Raw genomic sequence first — 14,046 nt, 5'->3', positions numbered from 1 at the left:
GTTGATGGCTTGAGGCCGTACTCTCGACAGTGATCTTCGCAGGCCTTGTAACCGCGCCAGCGAGCACTTGAGGAAGGCAAGCAAAAGGAAGGAAGCGCGGGAGATGCACGCGCTACAGAAATCACGCCATTTTACCTAAGTAATGTAGACAAAACATAGTTTCGATCAAGAGTTGTTCTTTCGGCTTTCCTTCGCCAGTTTCCCAAAACCAAACACTTCTCGCATCTATTCGTCCTCCAGGCAGCGTTGTCGCGCGGGATCATGATTGATCTCAACGTGAGCGAACGAAATCGCTTGTTCTCCAGACAGAGGTGAATCCATGAACGAACGACAGCCAAGCCGGACCGCACTCGGCGCAGCCGGATATCGGGCCGCCCATCAGTTACTAGAGGGCGGCAAGGTATTCTCCGATCCTTTCGCTCGCACCATTCTCGGTGACGGCGCCGACGCGATTATCGCGGGACTATCGGCAGGCCCGGCACAACAGCGCATGCGCATCTTCATGGCGATGCGCAGCCGTTTTGCCGAGGATTGCCTCGGCGCCGCGGTGTCACGCGGCGTGCGACAGGCGGTGGTTCTCGGCGCCGGCTTCGATACATTCGCGCTGCGCAATCCCCATTCGGATGTGGGGTTGCGGGTTTTCGAGGTCGATCATCCCGCGACCCAAGCCTGGAAACGAAAGCGTCTGTCCGAAGTCGGCCTCGCTATTCCGGCGTCTCTGATCTTTGCGGCGATCGACTTCGAACACGATGATCTTGGTCTCGGGCTGCGTGATGCCGGTTTCGATCCCGATCGCCCTGCGTTCTTCATCTGGCTCGGCGTCGTCCCCTATCTAGGGCGAACAGCCATAGCGGCCACGTTGCGTTACATTGCGAGCATCCCCGAATCCGAGGTGGTGTTCGACTACAGCGAACCGCTGGAGAACTATCCGCCGGAGCAGCGGACCGAAATTGTCGCGCTCGGGGCCTATACGGCTGAAATCGGCGAACCCTGGCTCAGTCATTTCGATCCCGACGAGATCGCGCAGGAACTCCGCGGATACGGCTTCGGGGATATCGAAGACCTCGGCATGTCCCAAATGGCCGTTCGCTATCTGGGCGCGCCCCCCGGCGCGTCCAAAAGTGGTCCCGGGGGGCATATGATGCGGGCAGCTCGCATTCCGTGAGCGTCAGGATTCTTTGGAAGTCGGATCTCGCTACTTGCCGCCGCGATCCTCGCGCCACAGGTCGAGTTTTTCCTGGATCGGGCGATCGGAGAACGAGAACAGGACCGCGTCGCTGGCGGCGCGATGCTCGACCCTGGCCCAGCTCGGCACGACGAAATGGTCGCGCTTCTTCCAGCGCATCACCGTGTCGCCGATCGTGCTCTCGCCGTCACCTTCGACGACCGAGAAGACCGTGCCGTCGGTGCAGCGATAGGGCGATGTCGTAAAACCCTTCGGCAGGAGCTGCATGAAGGTGCCCATCGTGGCGATCGGCGCGCCACCGCTCGCCGGATTGACGTAGCGCAGCTTGTAGCCATGGCAGGCGTCGGGTGCGCCGGCCTTGGCGAGACCCTGCAACGCCTCGCGCGTGCGCGCATAGGGATAGTTGAAGATCGGCGAGGTCTGCTTCGCCGGCTTCCAGTCCACCGGCAGCAGGCCGCTGGCATACTTCGCGTCGGACGTGCCTTGGGGCGTCGTCACGACCTGCTCGTCGGTCTCGCCGTTCTCGGCAAAGCCCGCGTTGAACATCGCGACCAGCGGGATGTCGAGCCCGTCGAGCCACACCATCGGCTTCGACGATTCGTTGCCGTGATCGTGCCAGGTCCAGGTCGGCGTGATGACGAAGTCGCCCTCGTGCATGATCGTGCGCTCGCCATCGACCGCGGTGTAGGCACCTTCGCCTTCTACGATGAAGCGCAGCGCCGACTGGGTGTGACGATGGCTGGGCGCAACCTCGCCCGGCAGGATGAGCTGCAGCCCGGCATAGAGGGTGGGCGTGATGCAGGCGCTGCCGGTCATCGCCGGGTTTTCGAGGATCAGCACGCGCCGCACGGCTTCCTTCGCCGTGATCAGCGAGCCCGATTCCATCAGGAACGGCCGCACCCTGTCGTAGTCCCAGTGCGCGGCCCGGTACTTCGGCGCCGGCTGCGGCGGCACGAGCTGGTGCAGCGATTCCCACAGCGGCGCCATCGAGAGGCCGCCGATGCGTTCGTAGAAATCGCGCCGCGCGTTGTTGCCCGTCGTCGACGCGGACATGCTGCTACTCGGCGGCGCGCAGCAATGGACCCGAACGAGCCATCATTCGGGCGCGGCAGGCGGCGGCGAAGGCGTCGAACAGCTTCATCGACACCGGATTCTCGAGCGCCTTGTATTCGGGGTGCCATTGCAACGCGAGCACGAAGCCCGGCGCATCCGGCACGCTCAACGCCTCGACCTGTCCGTCTTCGCAGCAGGTCGCTTCGAGCCGCGCGCGCGGCGCCAGCACGTCGACGCCCTGCGCGTGCAGCGAATTCACGCGCACGCGCTTCTCGCCCAGCAGGCGCTGCAGCATCCCGCCTTCGGTCACGTCGATGTCGTGGGTCGGCGCATAGTTCACGTCCATGTCCGGCGACTTGGGCGAGCGATGATCGCGCCGGCCCTCGACCTCGTGGACATGCTGGTGCAGCGAGCCGCCCAGCGCGACGTTCACCTCCTGAAGACCGCGACAGATCGCGAACAGCGGGACGCCGCGGTCGATCGTGTGCCGGATCAGCGGCAGGGTCGTGGAATCGCGCGCCCGGTCGTGCAGCGTGCCCTCGCGGCTCTGCTTGCCATAGTGATGCGGCTCGACGTTGGAGGGGCTGCCGGTCAGCAGCACGCCGTCGAGACTGTCGAGCAAGCGGTCCATTGCTTCCAGGAAGCCCGGCTCGTCGTCGCCGAATTCCGGCCCGATGGCGGGGATCAGGACCGGCAGGCCGCCGACGGCGCGAAGCGCCGCCTGGACGTATTTCTCGCCCACGGTGTGATGCCAGCCGCCCCGTCCGTTTTCCTTGAGACAGGCCGAAACACCGATCAGGGGGCGCGAAGACGAGCGATTCATAGTCTGCCGGAGCGTGCAAATAGCGGGGGTTTCATTGTCGCCGCCGCGCCGCATCTTGGCAATTGCCCGGTGCCTGAACCTGCCCGCAGCTTGTGCAGTGCAGCCCTGCATGGTACCGCCGCGCCGCGGCAAGATTTGCCCCGTCCATTCGCCAGAAACATCGGAAAGAGCGCCATGACGACCACCCCTCCGCCGTCCGCCCCGCCCTCCGGCCAGACCGCCCAGGCCGGTCCCGCCGCGCCGCTGACCATGCACGGCCAGTACATCAAGGACTTCAGCTTCGAGAACCCGCGCGCGCCGCAGAGCCTGATCGAGCAGACGCAGCCGCAGCTCACGCTGAACGTGCAGGTGGCCAACCGCCAGTTCGACGCCAAGACCTTCGAGGTGTCGATCACCATCGAGGCCTCCGCGCATACGCCGGAGAAAGAGCCACTGTTCATGCTCGAGCTGATCTATGCCGGCACGGTGACCTTGGGCGACCTGCCGCCGGAAGCGACGGGGCCGATGCTCTTCATCGAGACGCCGCGCCTGCTCTTCCCGTTCGCCCGCGCCATCGTGGCCAACGCCACGCGCGAGGCCGGCTTCCCGCCGCTCAACATCGCCCCGGTCGACTTCGTGGCGCTCTATCGCCAGCAGCTCGAAGCCAATGGCGGCCAGGCGCCCGGCATCCAGTCCGGCCCGGTCGGCCACGCCTGAGGCGACCGCCGACAAGGATCCCTCACTTCGTTCGGGATGACACAAGAGGTGTCATCCTGAGCGCAGCGAAGGATCCTTACTCATCAGCGATGCGCTCCGTCGAACGGACGGAGGAAAACTAGCTTTCTCCCGAGCGAAGTAGAATTGCCTCCCCATTCAAATGGGGAGGTGTCGACGTCTTACGTCGACGGAGGGGTCATAGGCTTTGCGACGCCCCATGACCCCATCGCCCCGTATGACGGGGCACTTCCCCCTCTGAAGGGGGAAGAAATTGATCCTGATTTCCAGCAGTTCAATCCACGTCGGAAAGACTCTAGCCTTCGACCTTGAGCCAGATCGGTTCGCTGATCTTGTTCAGGAATTCCGCGTGCGCGGCCAGTTCGGCCGCGCTTGCCGTGTGCGGGCGCGGCGGCCGCAGGGTCAGGGTCTGGGCCATGATGCCCTGGACGCCCGCCGCGGCCATCTCCGGCGCGAGGCCGAGATCGCGCTGCCGGCCGCCGCTCAGCTCCAGATAGACTTCCGCCAGCAGTTCCGAATCGAGCAAGGCGCCGTGCTTGGTGCGCTTGGTGTTGTCGATGCCGAACCGGTCGCACAGCGAGTCGAGGCTGGCGCGCTGGCCGGGAAACTTGCGCCGCGCCATCGAGACGGTGTCGACATAGTCATTCGTGAGCTTCGGCTTGCCGACGCGCGCGAGTTCGGCGTTCAGGAAGCCCAGGTCGAACTGTGCGTTGTGAATGACGAGTTGAGCATCGCCCAGGAATTCGAGCAGCTCTTCGGCTTTGTCGGCGAAAAGCGGCTTGTCGGCCAGAAACTCGTCGGAGAGCCCGTGTACTTCCTGCGCCCCGGCCGGCATCGGCATCTCGGGGTTGAGGTAGAGCTGCAGCGAGCGGCCGGTGGCCACGAGGTTGACCAGCTCGATACAGCCGATCTCGACCACGCGGTTGCCGGCGAGAGGATCGAGGCCCGTGGTCTCGGTATCGAGGACGACTTCACGCATCCCGATCTTTTAGCGCAAGTGCCCGCCTACTTGCGACGCGCGCGCGCGAGCCGGGCTGTGAATTTCTCCCGCCACGGATTGGACGGCCAGAAATTGCCGTGCAGGCCGCGCAACTCCGCGACCGCCCGACCGAGCGCGGCGCGCGTCGGCGCCAGCCCCATGCCGGTCGGGATCACGAGGCTGGCCTTGCGGCGCTTGAGCGCGTCCGGCACCTGCTGGCGCAGGATGCCTTCGAACTTGTCGGCGGTCATGCCGGGGCGGGCCAGGACGCGGCGGCGCTGCAGGAAGGCCGGTGCGCTCACCACCAGCGTGGCATCGACGCGCCGGTCGCCCAGCCCCTCGAAAAGCAACGGAATATCGAGCACAACGAGCTTTTCGCCGGCCAGCGCCGCGCGCCGCAAAAAGGCGCGCTGCATGCGATGGACCAGCGGATGCACGATCGCTTCCAGCCGGCGCAGCGCCTCCTTGTTGCCGAAGACGCGTGCGCCCAACGCCTGACGGTCGAGCACGCCCGCCTTCACCACGCCGGGGAACGCCGCCTCGATACCAGGCAGCGCGGCGCCGCCCGGTGCCTGCAGCGTATGGACGGCGGCATCGGCGTCGTACACCGGCACGCCCATCTCCCGCAGCATTGTCGCTGCGGTTGATTTGCCCATGCCGATCGAACCGGTCAGTCCGACGATGACCATCTAGAGTCTTTCCGTCTCAAGGTGCCCCCACTACCTCATCCTGAGGAGGCCGCGCAGCGGCCGTCTCGAAGGATGGGCAACAGACGCGGTGCTCGTGCCCACCCTTCGAGACGCGCTCCTTCCGGAGCGCTCCTCAGGGTGAGGCTTTGTTGGGCTCTACGGAACCAGGACCGTCTGGCCGGTGGTCTTGCGGCTCTCCAGGTCGATGTGCGCCTGCGCGGCTTCGGCCAGCGGGTAGTGCTGGTCGATCGAGATCTTCACCTTGCCGCTCTTCACCATCTTGAACAGCGAACGGGCGCTGGCTTCGAGGTCGGCGCGGGTGGCGGTGTAGGCGCCGAGGCTGGGGCGCGTGACGTAGAGCGAGCCCTTGGCGTTGAGGATACCGATCGGAATCGGTGCGACGGCGCCCGAGGCGTTGCCGAACGAGACCATCAGGCCGCGCGGCTGCAGGCAGTCGAGCGAGGCCGCCCAGGTGTCCTTGCCGACGCCGTCGAACACGACCGGCACGCCCTTGTTCTTGGTGATCTTCTTCACCTCGGCCACGATGTCCTGCTTGGTGTAGTCGATCACCCACTTGTAGCCGTTCTTCTTCGCCAGCGCGGCCTTCGCGGGCGACGAGGTCGTGCCGATGACCTTGTAGCCGCGGGCCTTGGCCCACTGGCCGAACAGCAGCCCGACGCCACCCGCGGCGGCATGGAACAGGATCGTATCGCCCTTCTTCAGCCACGCCTTGGCGGTGCGGTCGACCAGGTACTCCGTCGTCATGCCCTTCAGCATGATCGCCGCGGCCTGCTCGTCGCTCACGCCCTTCGGCACCTGCACGAGCTGGTCGACGCCCATCACGCGCTCCTGGCAGTAGGCGCCCAGCACGCCGCAATAGGCGACACGGTCGCCCTTGCGGAAACCCTTCACCCGGGGGCCGACCTCGACGATGACGCCCGCCGCCTCGCGGCCGACCGCGTTCGGCATCGGCGTCTGGTAGAGGCCCGAACGGGTGTAGACGTCGATGAAGTTGAGACCGATCGCGGTGTGACGCAGCTTGACCTGGCCGGGACCGGGCTTGCCGACCTCGACGTCCTCGAACTTCATCTTCTCCGGGCCGCCGTTTTCGTGAATCAGGATGGACTTGGACATCTGAAATTTCTCCCCTTGCAGCGGCGACCGAGGAACGTCGCCTGCTTGCGGGCGTCGAGTATAGTGACCGGCCTTTCAGGCGCCAGCCCGGCGCGGCCTTCGTCAGGAGAGTTTATGCCCAGGAAGCTCCTCATCGGACGCCGCGGCCTTCTCGCCGCCTCCACCAGCGCGGTACTGGCGAGCCCGGCCATCGTGCGGGCGCAGCAGGTCCAGCGCAGCACGAAGGCGTCCTACAGCCTCAGGATGCTCACCCTCGACCTCGAACAGCCCTGGGGCATGGCCTTCCTGCCCGACGGCCGGATGCTGATCACGGAGCGGCCGGGCCGGCTGCGCATCTTCGCCAACGGCCGGCTGGAACGGGCGCCGGTGGGCGGTCTGCCAAAGGTCTATGCGCGCGGCCAGGGCGGCCTGCTCGACGTCTGCCTGCACCCCGACTTCGCCCGCAATTCCCTGCTCTATCTCACCTATTCCGGCGAGGGCGACGGCGGCGCGGCGACGGTGCTGGCGCGGGCCGAATTCCGCAACAATGCGCTGGTCGGCCTGCAGCGCATCTTCGAGGCCCTGCCGCGCACGTCCGGCGGTCTGCATTTCGGCTCGCGCATCGTCTTCGACAAGGCGGGCCTCCTCTACGTCACCTGCGGCGAGCGCTACCAGATGCAGCGCGCCCAGAACCTGGCCGATCTCGGCGGCAAGGTCGTGCGGCTGCGCGACGACGGCTCGATCCCACCCGACAATCCATTTGTCGGCCGTGCAGGCGCGCGGCCGGAGATTTTTACCTATGGCCATCGTAATCCGCAGGGCATGGCCATGCACCCCGGCACCGGACGCATCTGGCTGGCCGAGCACGGGCCGCGTGGCGGCGACGAACTGAACCTGCTGAAGGCCGGCGCCAACTACGGCTGGCCGCTGGCCACCCACGGCATCGACTACAGCGGCTCGACGATCAGCCCGAACAAGAGTCTTCCCGGCATGGAAGATCCGGTGCGCGTCTGGGTGCCGTCGATTTCGCCGAGCGGACTCGCCTTCTATGACGGCGACCGCTTCCCCGGCTGGAGGGGCTCGGTCTTCACCGGCGCCCTGTCCGACAACGCTCTGCATCGCATCGAACTCGACGGCGACAAGTACGTCGGCGAGGAGCGGTTGCTCGTCGACGTGCTTCCCTATATCCGCGACGTTCGTCAGGGGCCGGACGGCCTCATCTACCTCGTCACTCACACCGACAGTGGCGGCCTCTATCGCCTGGAGCCTGCGTAGAACCATGCTGATCCTCGCCTCCGCCAGCCTCTCGCGCCGGCAGATGCTGCAGAATGCCGGCCTCGACTTCACCGTCGAAACCTCCGGCGTCGACGAGGACGAGGTGAAGCTCAGCCTTGCGGCCGAGAAGGCCACGCCGCGGGACATCGCCGAGACGCTGGCCGAACTGAAGGCGCAGCGCGTCTCCGAGCGGAACCCCGGCGCCATGGTGATCGGCGCGGATTCAACGCTGGCCTGCAACGGCCGGCTGTTCGACAAGCCGCCGACGATGGCGGCGGCGCGCACGCAGCTACAGGCGCTGGGCGGCCAGACGCACGAACTTCATTCCTCGGTCGTCGTCGCCAGGGGCGGCCGAAGGCTGTGGCACAGCAACGAGCATGCGCGCCTCACCATGCGGTCGCTCGACGATGCGTTCCTCGACGCCTACCTCGCACGGGCCGGCGACGCGGTGCTGACGTCTGTCGGCGCCTACCAGCTCGAAGGCGTGGGCGCGCATCTCTTCACGAAGGTCGAGGGCGACTACTTCACCATCCTCGGCCTACCACTGCTGCCACTGCTCTCGTTCCTCGCCGGACATGGCATCGGCCTGGAGAAAGCCGCATGAGCGCATACGACACGCTTCTCGCCGAAGCCGCCGGCCGGCCCTTCGCCGCCATCGTCGGCTGGCCGGTCGAGCATTCGCGCTCACCCGCACTGCACGGCTACTGGCTGAAACAGCATCGCATCGACGCTCATTACGGCCGCCTGCCCGTCAAGCCAAACCAGGCCGCGCTCCAGGAGCTGGTCGCCTTCCTGCGCGCGACGCCCAACGCGCGCGGCTGCAATCTCACGCTGCCGCACAAGATCGAGATCATGCCGTTGCTCGACCGCATCGATCCGGTGGCCCGGCGGATCGGGGCGGTGAACACGGTCGTGAAGCAGGCCGACGGCACGCTCGAAGGCCGCAACACCGACGGGTTCGGCTTCCTCGAAGCCCTGAAATACAACGCCCCGCACTGGATGGCGGACACCGGTCCGGTGGTCGTGCTCGGCGCCGGCGGCGCCGCGCGGGCCGTCGTGGCCAGCCTGATCGACGCGGGTGTCCCGGAACTGCGGCTCGCCAATCGCACGCGCGAGACCGCGGTCGATCTCGGCGTCGCCTTCACGCCCACGGGTGGCCAGCGCATCGTGGTCGGCTCCTGGGACGCGCGCAGCGAACTGCTGGATGGGGCAACCCTGCTGGTCAACACGACCTCGCTCGGCATGAAGGACCAGCCCGGTCTCGACATCGACCTCGCAAGACTGCCGCACGAGGCGGTGGTCTACGACATCGTCTATGTGCCGCTGGAGACCTACCTGCTGGCGGCCGCGCGCTCACGCGGCAACCGATGCGTCGACGGACTCGGCATGCTGCTGCATCAGGGCCGGCCGGGCTTCGAGGCCTGGTTCGGCCCGAAGGTCGACGTCACGGTTGAGCAGCGCCGCGCCGTCGCCGCCGATCTCGGAGCATGACCATGCAGAGCGATCCGCCGGAGGGCTTCAAGCCGCTGTTCCGCACCAGCCCGTTCCTCGACCACAACGGGCCGTTCTTCTATCGCGAGATCGGCGACGGCACGTTCGTCGTCGGCTTGCGCATCCAGCCGAAGCACGCAAACGCGCGCGGCGTGGCGCACGGCGGCATCCTCATGACCCTGTGCGACATCTCGCTGGGCTATCGCACGACACGGAGCCAGACGCCCTCGCCGCTCATCGTCACCGCCAGCGTGAAGACCGACTTCGCCGGTTCCGCGAAGATCGGCGACTGGGTCGAGGCCCATGTCGACGTCCACAAGGTCGGCGGCCGGCTCGCCTTCGCGAACTGCTACCTGAAAGTCGGCGAGGAGCGCATCGTGCATGCGAGCGCGGTCTTCGCGCGGACGGGCGATCGTACTTGAAGCTCGTCTTCACGGCGTTCCTGCCGTTTGCGCTGGGCTACTTCCTGAGCTTCCTGTTCCGCTCGCTGAACGCCGTGGTGGCGCCGGCGCTGCGTTCCGAGCTCGGCCTCGACGATGCGGCCATCGGCATCGTGACCTCGATGTATCTGGCGACCTTCGTGCTCGCCCAACTGCCGGCCGGCGTGGCGCTCGACCGGTTCGGGCCGCGCCGCGTGGCACCGGTCATGCTGCTCGTCACGGCGCTGGGCGCCGCCGTCTTCGCACTGGGGCACGATGTCGTCACGTTGGGTATCGGCCGCGCCCTGATCGGGCTCGGCCTCTCGGTCGCCCTGATGTGCGGGTTCAAGGCCAACGTCCTCTACTGGCCGCTCGGTCGGCTGCCGCTGGTCAACGCCGTCATGATGACGTTCGGCGGACTGGGCGCCGCCATGGCGACACGGCCGGCGCAATGGCTGCTGGTCGACTTCGACTGGCGACAGGTCTTCCTGGGCCTCGCCGGCATCACGGTCGCGGTGGCGATTTACCAGCTCCTTGCCGCACCCGCCTACGAACGCGGCGGCAAGGGCCGGCTGGCGGACGAGCTGCGCGGCCTGATGGGCGTCCTGCGGGCGCCGCTCTTCTGGCGCGCGGGCCTCGCTCCCACCTTCTCGCTGGGCGTCTGGGTCTGTTACACCAGCTTCTGGGCCGCGGGCTGGCTGCGCGACGTGGCGCATCTCGACGAGCCCTCGGTGGGCGTCGCACTGTTCGCCCTCTCCATCGCCATCGTGCCGGGCTACTTCTTCAGCGGCATGATCGTCGACCTGCTGCACAGGCGCGGCGTGCGCGGCGGCCGCGTGCTGCTGGTCTACGGGTTGCTGTTCCTCGCCATCCACGTGCCGATCGCGCTCAACGTCACGGCGATACCCAAGCTCCTGTGGTTCACCTACGTGATGTTCGGTGGCATGACGGTCGTCTGCTACGCGCTTGTGACGCGGGCCTTCGCCCCCGGACTGGCCGGCCGGGTGAACACCACGCTCAACCTCATCTGCATGCTGATCGCCTTCGTGGTGCAGGCGGCGATCGGGCCGGCACTGGCCTGGATGGAGACGACGCAGGGGCTGGCACGCGCCGAGGCGTATCAGGTCGTGACGGTGGCGCTGCTGGTGATTCAGGCGGTTGCCTGGGCGTGGTTTGCCATGAGCCGGGAGGCTCGGGATCTGCCGTAGGTCTTCCCAAAAGATAAGAGCGCCGGGGTGCGGCGCTCTTTTGAGTTCTTGTCCGTTCTGGGCCGTGTGGGTCGGCGCTGTTTACAGCGCCTGACTCGCGCTTGGTTACAAGCGCTGCCGCCCACCCGCGCCTCTGAAGGCGCGTTACTGATTCATCGACCCGAAGAAATCCTGGTTGGTCTTCGAGGTCCGCAGCTTGTCGAGCAGGAACTCGATGGCATCCACCGCACCCATCGGCATGAGGATGCGGCGCAGCACCCACATCTTCGACAGCGTCGCGCGATCGACCAGCAGCTCTTCCTTGCGGGTGCCCGACTTGGTGATGTCGATCGCGGGGAAGGTGCGCTTGTCGGAGACCTTGCGGTCCAGGATGATTTCCGAGTTACCGGTGCCCTTGAACTCCTCGAAGATCACTTCGTCCATGCGGCTGCCGGTGTCGATCAGGGCGGTCGCGATGATGGTCAGCGAGCCGCCTTCCTCGACGTTGCGGGCCGCGCCGAAGAAGCGCTTCGGGCGCTGCAGCGCATTGGCGTCGACACCGCCGGTCAGCACCTTGCCGGAACTCGGCACCACGGTGTTGTAGGCGCGACCCAGCCTCGTGATGGAATCCAGCAGGATCACCACGTCCTTCTTGTGCTCGACCAGGCGCTTGGCCTTCTCGATCACCATTTCGGCGACGGCGACGTGGCGGCTGGCCGGTTCGTCGAAGGTCGAGCTCACGACCTCGCCCTTCACGGTGCGCTGCATGTCGGTCACTTCCTCGGGGCGCTCGTCGACGAGCAGCACCATGAGGAAGACCTCGGGATTGTTGGCCGTGATGGCGTGCGCAATGTTCTGCAGCAGCACCGTCTTGCCGGTACGCGGCGGCGACACGATCAGGGCGCGCTGGCCCTTGCCGATCGGCGCGATCAGGTCGATCACGCGGGTCGAGATGTCGAGCTGCTGCTGCGCCGTCGTGCCGGCCTTCTTGGTCAGCGTGCCGGTGCGGCGCGTGCCGACGCGGCCCGACGAAGTCGCCTTCGAACCGCCCACCGCTTCCTCGGTGACGACCGGCGCCATGGCGGCGGCACCGCCGTCGAGTTCGAGCTTCAGCTTCTCGTCGGGATAGAGCGGCGTCAGCGAGTCGAAGTTGATGCGGTGGCGCAGCGCGTCGGGATCGTCGAAGTTGATCTTGTTGATCTGCACCATGGCGAAATAGCGCTCGCCGTCCTTGGGCGCGCGGATCTCGCCTTCGACCGTATCGCCGGTGCGCAGGCCGAACTTACGGACCTGCTGGGGGCTGACGTAGATGTCGTCGGCGCCAGGCAGGTAGTTGGCTTCCATCGAGCGGAGATAACCGAAGCCGTCGGGGATCACCTCGATGGTGCCGACGCCGAAGATCGCCTGGTCGGCGGCGGCGATCTTCTGGAGGATGGCGAACATCAGCTCCTGGCGGCGCATCATCGCCGCACCCTCGACGCCCTGCTCTTCGGCGAATGCGAGGAGTTCGGGAGGCTTCTTCTTCTTGAGGTCCTGGAGATTCATGGGTCTTCGATCTTGTGGGGGAAATGACGCACGCGCTTGACCCGACCGGGTCGGTCGAGCCTTGGAAAACAGCGCTGTATCGTACTGGATGGGCCCTATCGAGTTGCCGCCGGGGAGACGACGCCAAGGGTCCCGTGCGGCAATTTTATAGGGGCAGGCCCCCGCCCTGTCAAAGGGCCGGCAGCCTCAGTCGTCCTGCTCGGCCAGCATCTCGGCGTAGCGGAAGATCTCGGTGTGATCGGCGCCCTTGCCCAGCTTGCCGTCGGCCGCCGTCCAGTACGACACCGCCTGCTCGAGGTGCGGCATCTTGAGTTTGAGATGCCTGGCCACGTCGCCCGCGGTGCGCAGGTCCTTGGCCATCAGCGCCGTCGTGAAACCGGCCGAGAAGTTGCGCGGCACGACGAACTGCCGACCCTTGACCTCTGTGGCGTTGCTCTTGCCGGTCGAGGTGTTGAACACATCGACCATCGTGCCGGGGTCGAGGCCGAACGCCTCGCCGACGACCAGCGCCTCGCACATGGCGACGAGGCCGGCGGCCGAGAGATAGTTGTTGAGCGCCTTCAGAGCATGCCCGGCGCCGGCGGGACCGCACAACGTGATGGTCTTGCCCATGGCGCCGAACACGGGGCGCGTGCGTTCGAGGTCAGCGGCCGCGCCGCCCACCATGATGCTGAGAGAGCCGTCGATGGCACGCTTCACGCCACCCGACACCGGCGCATCGAGCAGCGCGACACCGCGCGCCGCGAGGTCGCGCGCCAGCTTCTGCGTGTCGACCGGATTGGACGAACTCATGTCCATGACAACCGCGCCAGCCTCCAGCCCCTCGATCGCGGGATCCTGGCCTTCGAGCACGGCCTGCCGCACAATCTTGCCGTCGGGCAGCATGGTGATCAGCGCCGCGGCACCCTGGGCCACGGCCTTCGCCGAGGCGGTGGCCAGCGCCGAGGGATGGGCGCCGACGAAATCGGAGACCGCCTTCTGCGAGACGTCGAACACGCGCAGCGTGAAGCCCGCCTCGATCAGGCGTTTCGCCATCGGGCGGCCCATCATGCCGAGACCGATGAAAGCGATGGTGGCGGGAGGCGCGAGCGTCGTCGTCATGGTTCAACCCTTGCAGTGAGATCGTATTCATAGAGCGGCAGCCGCCGCCCGGGAATGGCGTCGGACGGCGCGTTTCGCAGGAAGCGCGCGCCCATCCGCTCATAGAACGGAGCAGCGTTCGGGTCGGCCAGGATGGTCATGCGCCGGGCACCGAGCCCCCGCGCCAGCACGACAGAAGCGTCGAACAACAGTCGGCCGGCGCCGCTGCCGATGGCCGGCGGGTCGACGAACATGTCGGCGAGATCGACGACTTCGCCTTCCCCCTGGACGCAGGCCACGCCGCGAGGCCGGTCGCCGCCGTCCGCCGCGACCAGCACGCGGCCGGCGGCGATGTCGGTCTCGTGCACCTTCAGCGTGCGAGCGCTGAGCCGCATGAACTCCGCGTCGTAGCCCCAGTGTGCCTTCGAACGCAGGCAGAGCGCGGTGAGGCTGGCCGCCTCACCGGCCCGTGCCGGCCGGACCTCGGCCATG

Annotated in this window: 15 protein-coding genes; 7 read left to right on the top strand and 8 right to left on the bottom strand. The window is 66.7% G+C overall.

The genetic code is table 11. The features are described 5' to 3' along the window. Positions 1-319 precede the first annotated feature (319 nt). On the top strand, positions 320-1,165 hold the full coding sequence (locus KQ910_RS06825) for a class I SAM-dependent methyltransferase (protein ID WP_216957710.1): 846 nt from the start codon (positions 320-322) through the stop codon (positions 1,163-1,165). 30 nt (positions 1,166-1,195) lie between these two features. Here the strand turns inward: KQ910_RS06825 and gtdA are convergent, their stop codons facing one another. Continuing rightward, positions 1,196-2,239 (bottom strand): gentisate 1,2-dioxygenase, encoded by a 1,044-nt coding sequence (gtdA, locus tag KQ910_RS06820; RefSeq protein ID WP_216957709.1) that lies wholly within the window; start codon positions 2,237-2,239, stop codon positions 1,196-1,198. 4 nt (positions 2,240-2,243) lie between these two features. Next, positions 2,244-3,062: a gamma-glutamyl-gamma-aminobutyrate hydrolase family protein gene (locus KQ910_RS06815; protein WP_216957708.1), complete on the bottom strand. Its 819-nt coding sequence runs from the start codon at positions 3,060-3,062 to the stop codon at positions 2,244-2,246. Positions 3,063-3,236: 174 nt separating this feature from the next. On the opposite strand from KQ910_RS06815, the gene secB reads away from it, so the two are divergent. Beyond that, positions 3,237-3,758 carry a protein-export chaperone SecB gene (secB, locus tag KQ910_RS06810; RefSeq protein ID WP_216957707.1) on the top strand — a complete coding sequence of 174 codons (522 nt, stop codon included), beginning with the start codon at positions 3,237-3,239 and terminating at the stop codon, positions 3,756-3,758. A gap of 313 nt (positions 3,759-4,071) precedes the next feature. Here the strand turns inward: secB and dnaQ are convergent, their stop codons facing one another. The 3 genes from dnaQ to KQ910_RS06795 form a co-directional block, all read right to left on the bottom strand. After that, positions 4,072-4,755: a DNA polymerase III subunit epsilon gene (dnaQ, locus tag KQ910_RS06805; protein WP_216957706.1), complete on the bottom strand. Its 684-nt coding sequence runs from the start codon at positions 4,753-4,755 to the stop codon at positions 4,072-4,074. 26 nt (positions 4,756-4,781) lie between these two features. Then, complete coding sequence (gene coaE, locus KQ910_RS06800) at positions 4,782-5,444, bottom strand: dephospho-CoA kinase (RefSeq protein ID WP_216957705.1); 663 nt, start codon at positions 5,442-5,444, stop codon at positions 4,782-4,784. A gap of 156 nt (positions 5,445-5,600) precedes the next feature. Next, the gene (locus KQ910_RS06795; RefSeq protein WP_216957704.1) at positions 5,601-6,578 is read right to left on the bottom strand and encodes a quinone oxidoreductase family protein; all 978 of its coding nucleotides are present in this window, start codon (positions 6,576-6,578) and stop codon (positions 5,601-5,603) included. 114 nt (positions 6,579-6,692) lie between these two features. Between KQ910_RS06795 and KQ910_RS06790 the strand changes: the two genes are divergently transcribed. The 5 genes from KQ910_RS06790 to KQ910_RS06770 are packed head-to-tail and all read left to right on the top strand — an operon-like array spanning position 6,693 to position 10,950. Then, on the top strand, positions 6,693-7,832 hold the full coding sequence (locus KQ910_RS06790) for a PQQ-dependent sugar dehydrogenase (RefSeq protein WP_216957703.1): 1,140 nt from the start codon (positions 6,693-6,695) through the stop codon (positions 7,830-7,832). Positions 7,833-7,836: 4 nt separating this feature from the next. Further along, positions 7,837-8,436 carry a Maf family protein gene (locus tag KQ910_RS06785; RefSeq protein WP_216957702.1) on the top strand — a complete coding sequence of 200 codons (600 nt, stop codon included), beginning with the start codon at positions 7,837-7,839 and terminating at the stop codon, positions 8,434-8,436. Further along, a complete protein-coding gene (locus tag KQ910_RS06780) occupies positions 8,433-9,323 on the top strand; it encodes a shikimate dehydrogenase (RefSeq protein ID WP_216957701.1) in 891 nt (296 codons plus the stop codon). The genes KQ910_RS06785 and KQ910_RS06780 overlap by 4 nt, the downstream gene beginning before the upstream one ends. A 2-nt stretch (positions 9,324-9,325) precedes the next feature. Continuing rightward, positions 9,326-9,745 (top strand): PaaI family thioesterase, encoded by a 420-nt coding sequence (locus KQ910_RS06775; RefSeq protein ID WP_216957700.1) that lies wholly within the window; start codon positions 9,326-9,328, stop codon positions 9,743-9,745. Then, positions 9,742-10,950, top strand: coding sequence for an MFS transporter (locus tag KQ910_RS06770; RefSeq protein ID WP_216957699.1), 1,209 nt, complete (start codon positions 9,742-9,744; stop codon positions 10,948-10,950). Before KQ910_RS06775 ends, KQ910_RS06770 begins: the two co-directional genes overlap by 4 nt. Before the next feature lie 144 nt (positions 10,951-11,094). Here the strand turns inward: KQ910_RS06770 and rho are convergent, their stop codons facing one another. From rho to KQ910_RS06750, 3 genes are all read right to left on the bottom strand, one after another. Next, on the bottom strand, positions 11,095-12,474 hold the full coding sequence (rho, locus tag KQ910_RS26680; protein WP_229600346.1) for a transcription termination factor Rho: 1,380 nt from the start codon (positions 12,472-12,474) through the stop codon (positions 11,095-11,097). 186 nt (positions 12,475-12,660) lie between these two features. After that, a complete protein-coding gene (locus KQ910_RS06755; protein ID WP_216957698.1) occupies positions 12,661-13,575 on the bottom strand; it encodes an NAD(P)-dependent oxidoreductase in 915 nt (304 codons plus the stop codon). After that, positions 13,572-14,045 carry a GNAT family N-acetyltransferase gene (locus tag KQ910_RS06750; protein ID WP_216957697.1) on the bottom strand — a complete coding sequence of 158 codons (474 nt, stop codon included), beginning with the start codon at positions 14,043-14,045 and terminating at the stop codon, positions 13,572-13,574. The genes KQ910_RS06755 and KQ910_RS06750 overlap by 4 nt, the downstream gene beginning before the upstream one ends. Position 14,046: the final 1 nt, after the last annotated feature.

The organism is Reyranella humidisoli, assembly GCF_019039055.1.
GTDB classification, from domain to species: domain Bacteria; phylum Pseudomonadota; class Alphaproteobacteria; order Reyranellales; family Reyranellaceae; genus Reyranella; species Reyranella humidisoli.
The sequence above is the reverse complement of the archived record's forward strand: the minus strand, read 5'-3'. Positions and strand labels throughout refer to the sequence as shown.

Bases quoted from the DNA above. Each gene is read 5' to 3' on its own strand.
- KQ910_RS06825 (WP_216957710.1), top strand. From the start codon at position 320: ATGAACGAACGACAGCCAAGCCGGACCGCACTCGGCGCAGCCGGATAT.
- gtdA (WP_216957709.1), bottom strand. From the start codon at position 2,239: ATGTCCGCGTCGACGACGGGCAACAACGCGCGGCGCGATTTCTACGAA.
- KQ910_RS06815 (WP_216957708.1), bottom strand. From the start codon at position 3,062: ATGAATCGCTCGTCTTCGCGCCCCCTGATCGGTGTTTCGGCCTGTCTC.
- secB (WP_216957707.1), top strand. From the start codon at position 3,237: ATGACGACCACCCCTCCGCCGTCCGCCCCGCCCTCCGGCCAGACCGCC.
- dnaQ (WP_216957706.1), bottom strand. From the start codon at position 4,755: ATGCGTGAAGTCGTCCTCGATACCGAGACCACGGGCCTCGATCCTCTC.
- coaE (WP_216957705.1), bottom strand. From the start codon at position 5,444: ATGGTCATCGTCGGACTGACCGGTTCGATCGGCATGGGCAAATCAACC.
- KQ910_RS06795 (WP_216957704.1), bottom strand. From the start codon at position 6,578: ATGTCCAAGTCCATCCTGATTCACGAAAACGGCGGCCCGGAGAAGATG.
- KQ910_RS06790 (WP_216957703.1), top strand. From the start codon at position 6,693: ATGCCCAGGAAGCTCCTCATCGGACGCCGCGGCCTTCTCGCCGCCTCC.
- KQ910_RS06785 (WP_216957702.1), top strand. From the start codon at position 7,837: ATGCTGATCCTCGCCTCCGCCAGCCTCTCGCGCCGGCAGATGCTGCAG.
- KQ910_RS06780 (WP_216957701.1), top strand. From the start codon at position 8,433: ATGAGCGCATACGACACGCTTCTCGCCGAAGCCGCCGGCCGGCCCTTC.
- KQ910_RS06775 (WP_216957700.1), top strand. From the start codon at position 9,326: ATGCAGAGCGATCCGCCGGAGGGCTTCAAGCCGCTGTTCCGCACCAGC.
- rho (WP_229600346.1), bottom strand. From the start codon at position 12,474: ATGAATCTCCAGGACCTCAAGAAGAAGAAGCCTCCCGAACTCCTCGCA.
- KQ910_RS06755 (WP_216957698.1), bottom strand. From the start codon at position 13,575: ATGACGACGACGCTCGCGCCTCCCGCCACCATCGCTTTCATCGGTCTC.
- KQ910_RS06750 (WP_216957697.1), bottom strand. From the start codon at position 14,045: ATGGCCGAGGTCCGGCCGGCACGGGCCGGTGAGGCGGCCAGCCTCACC.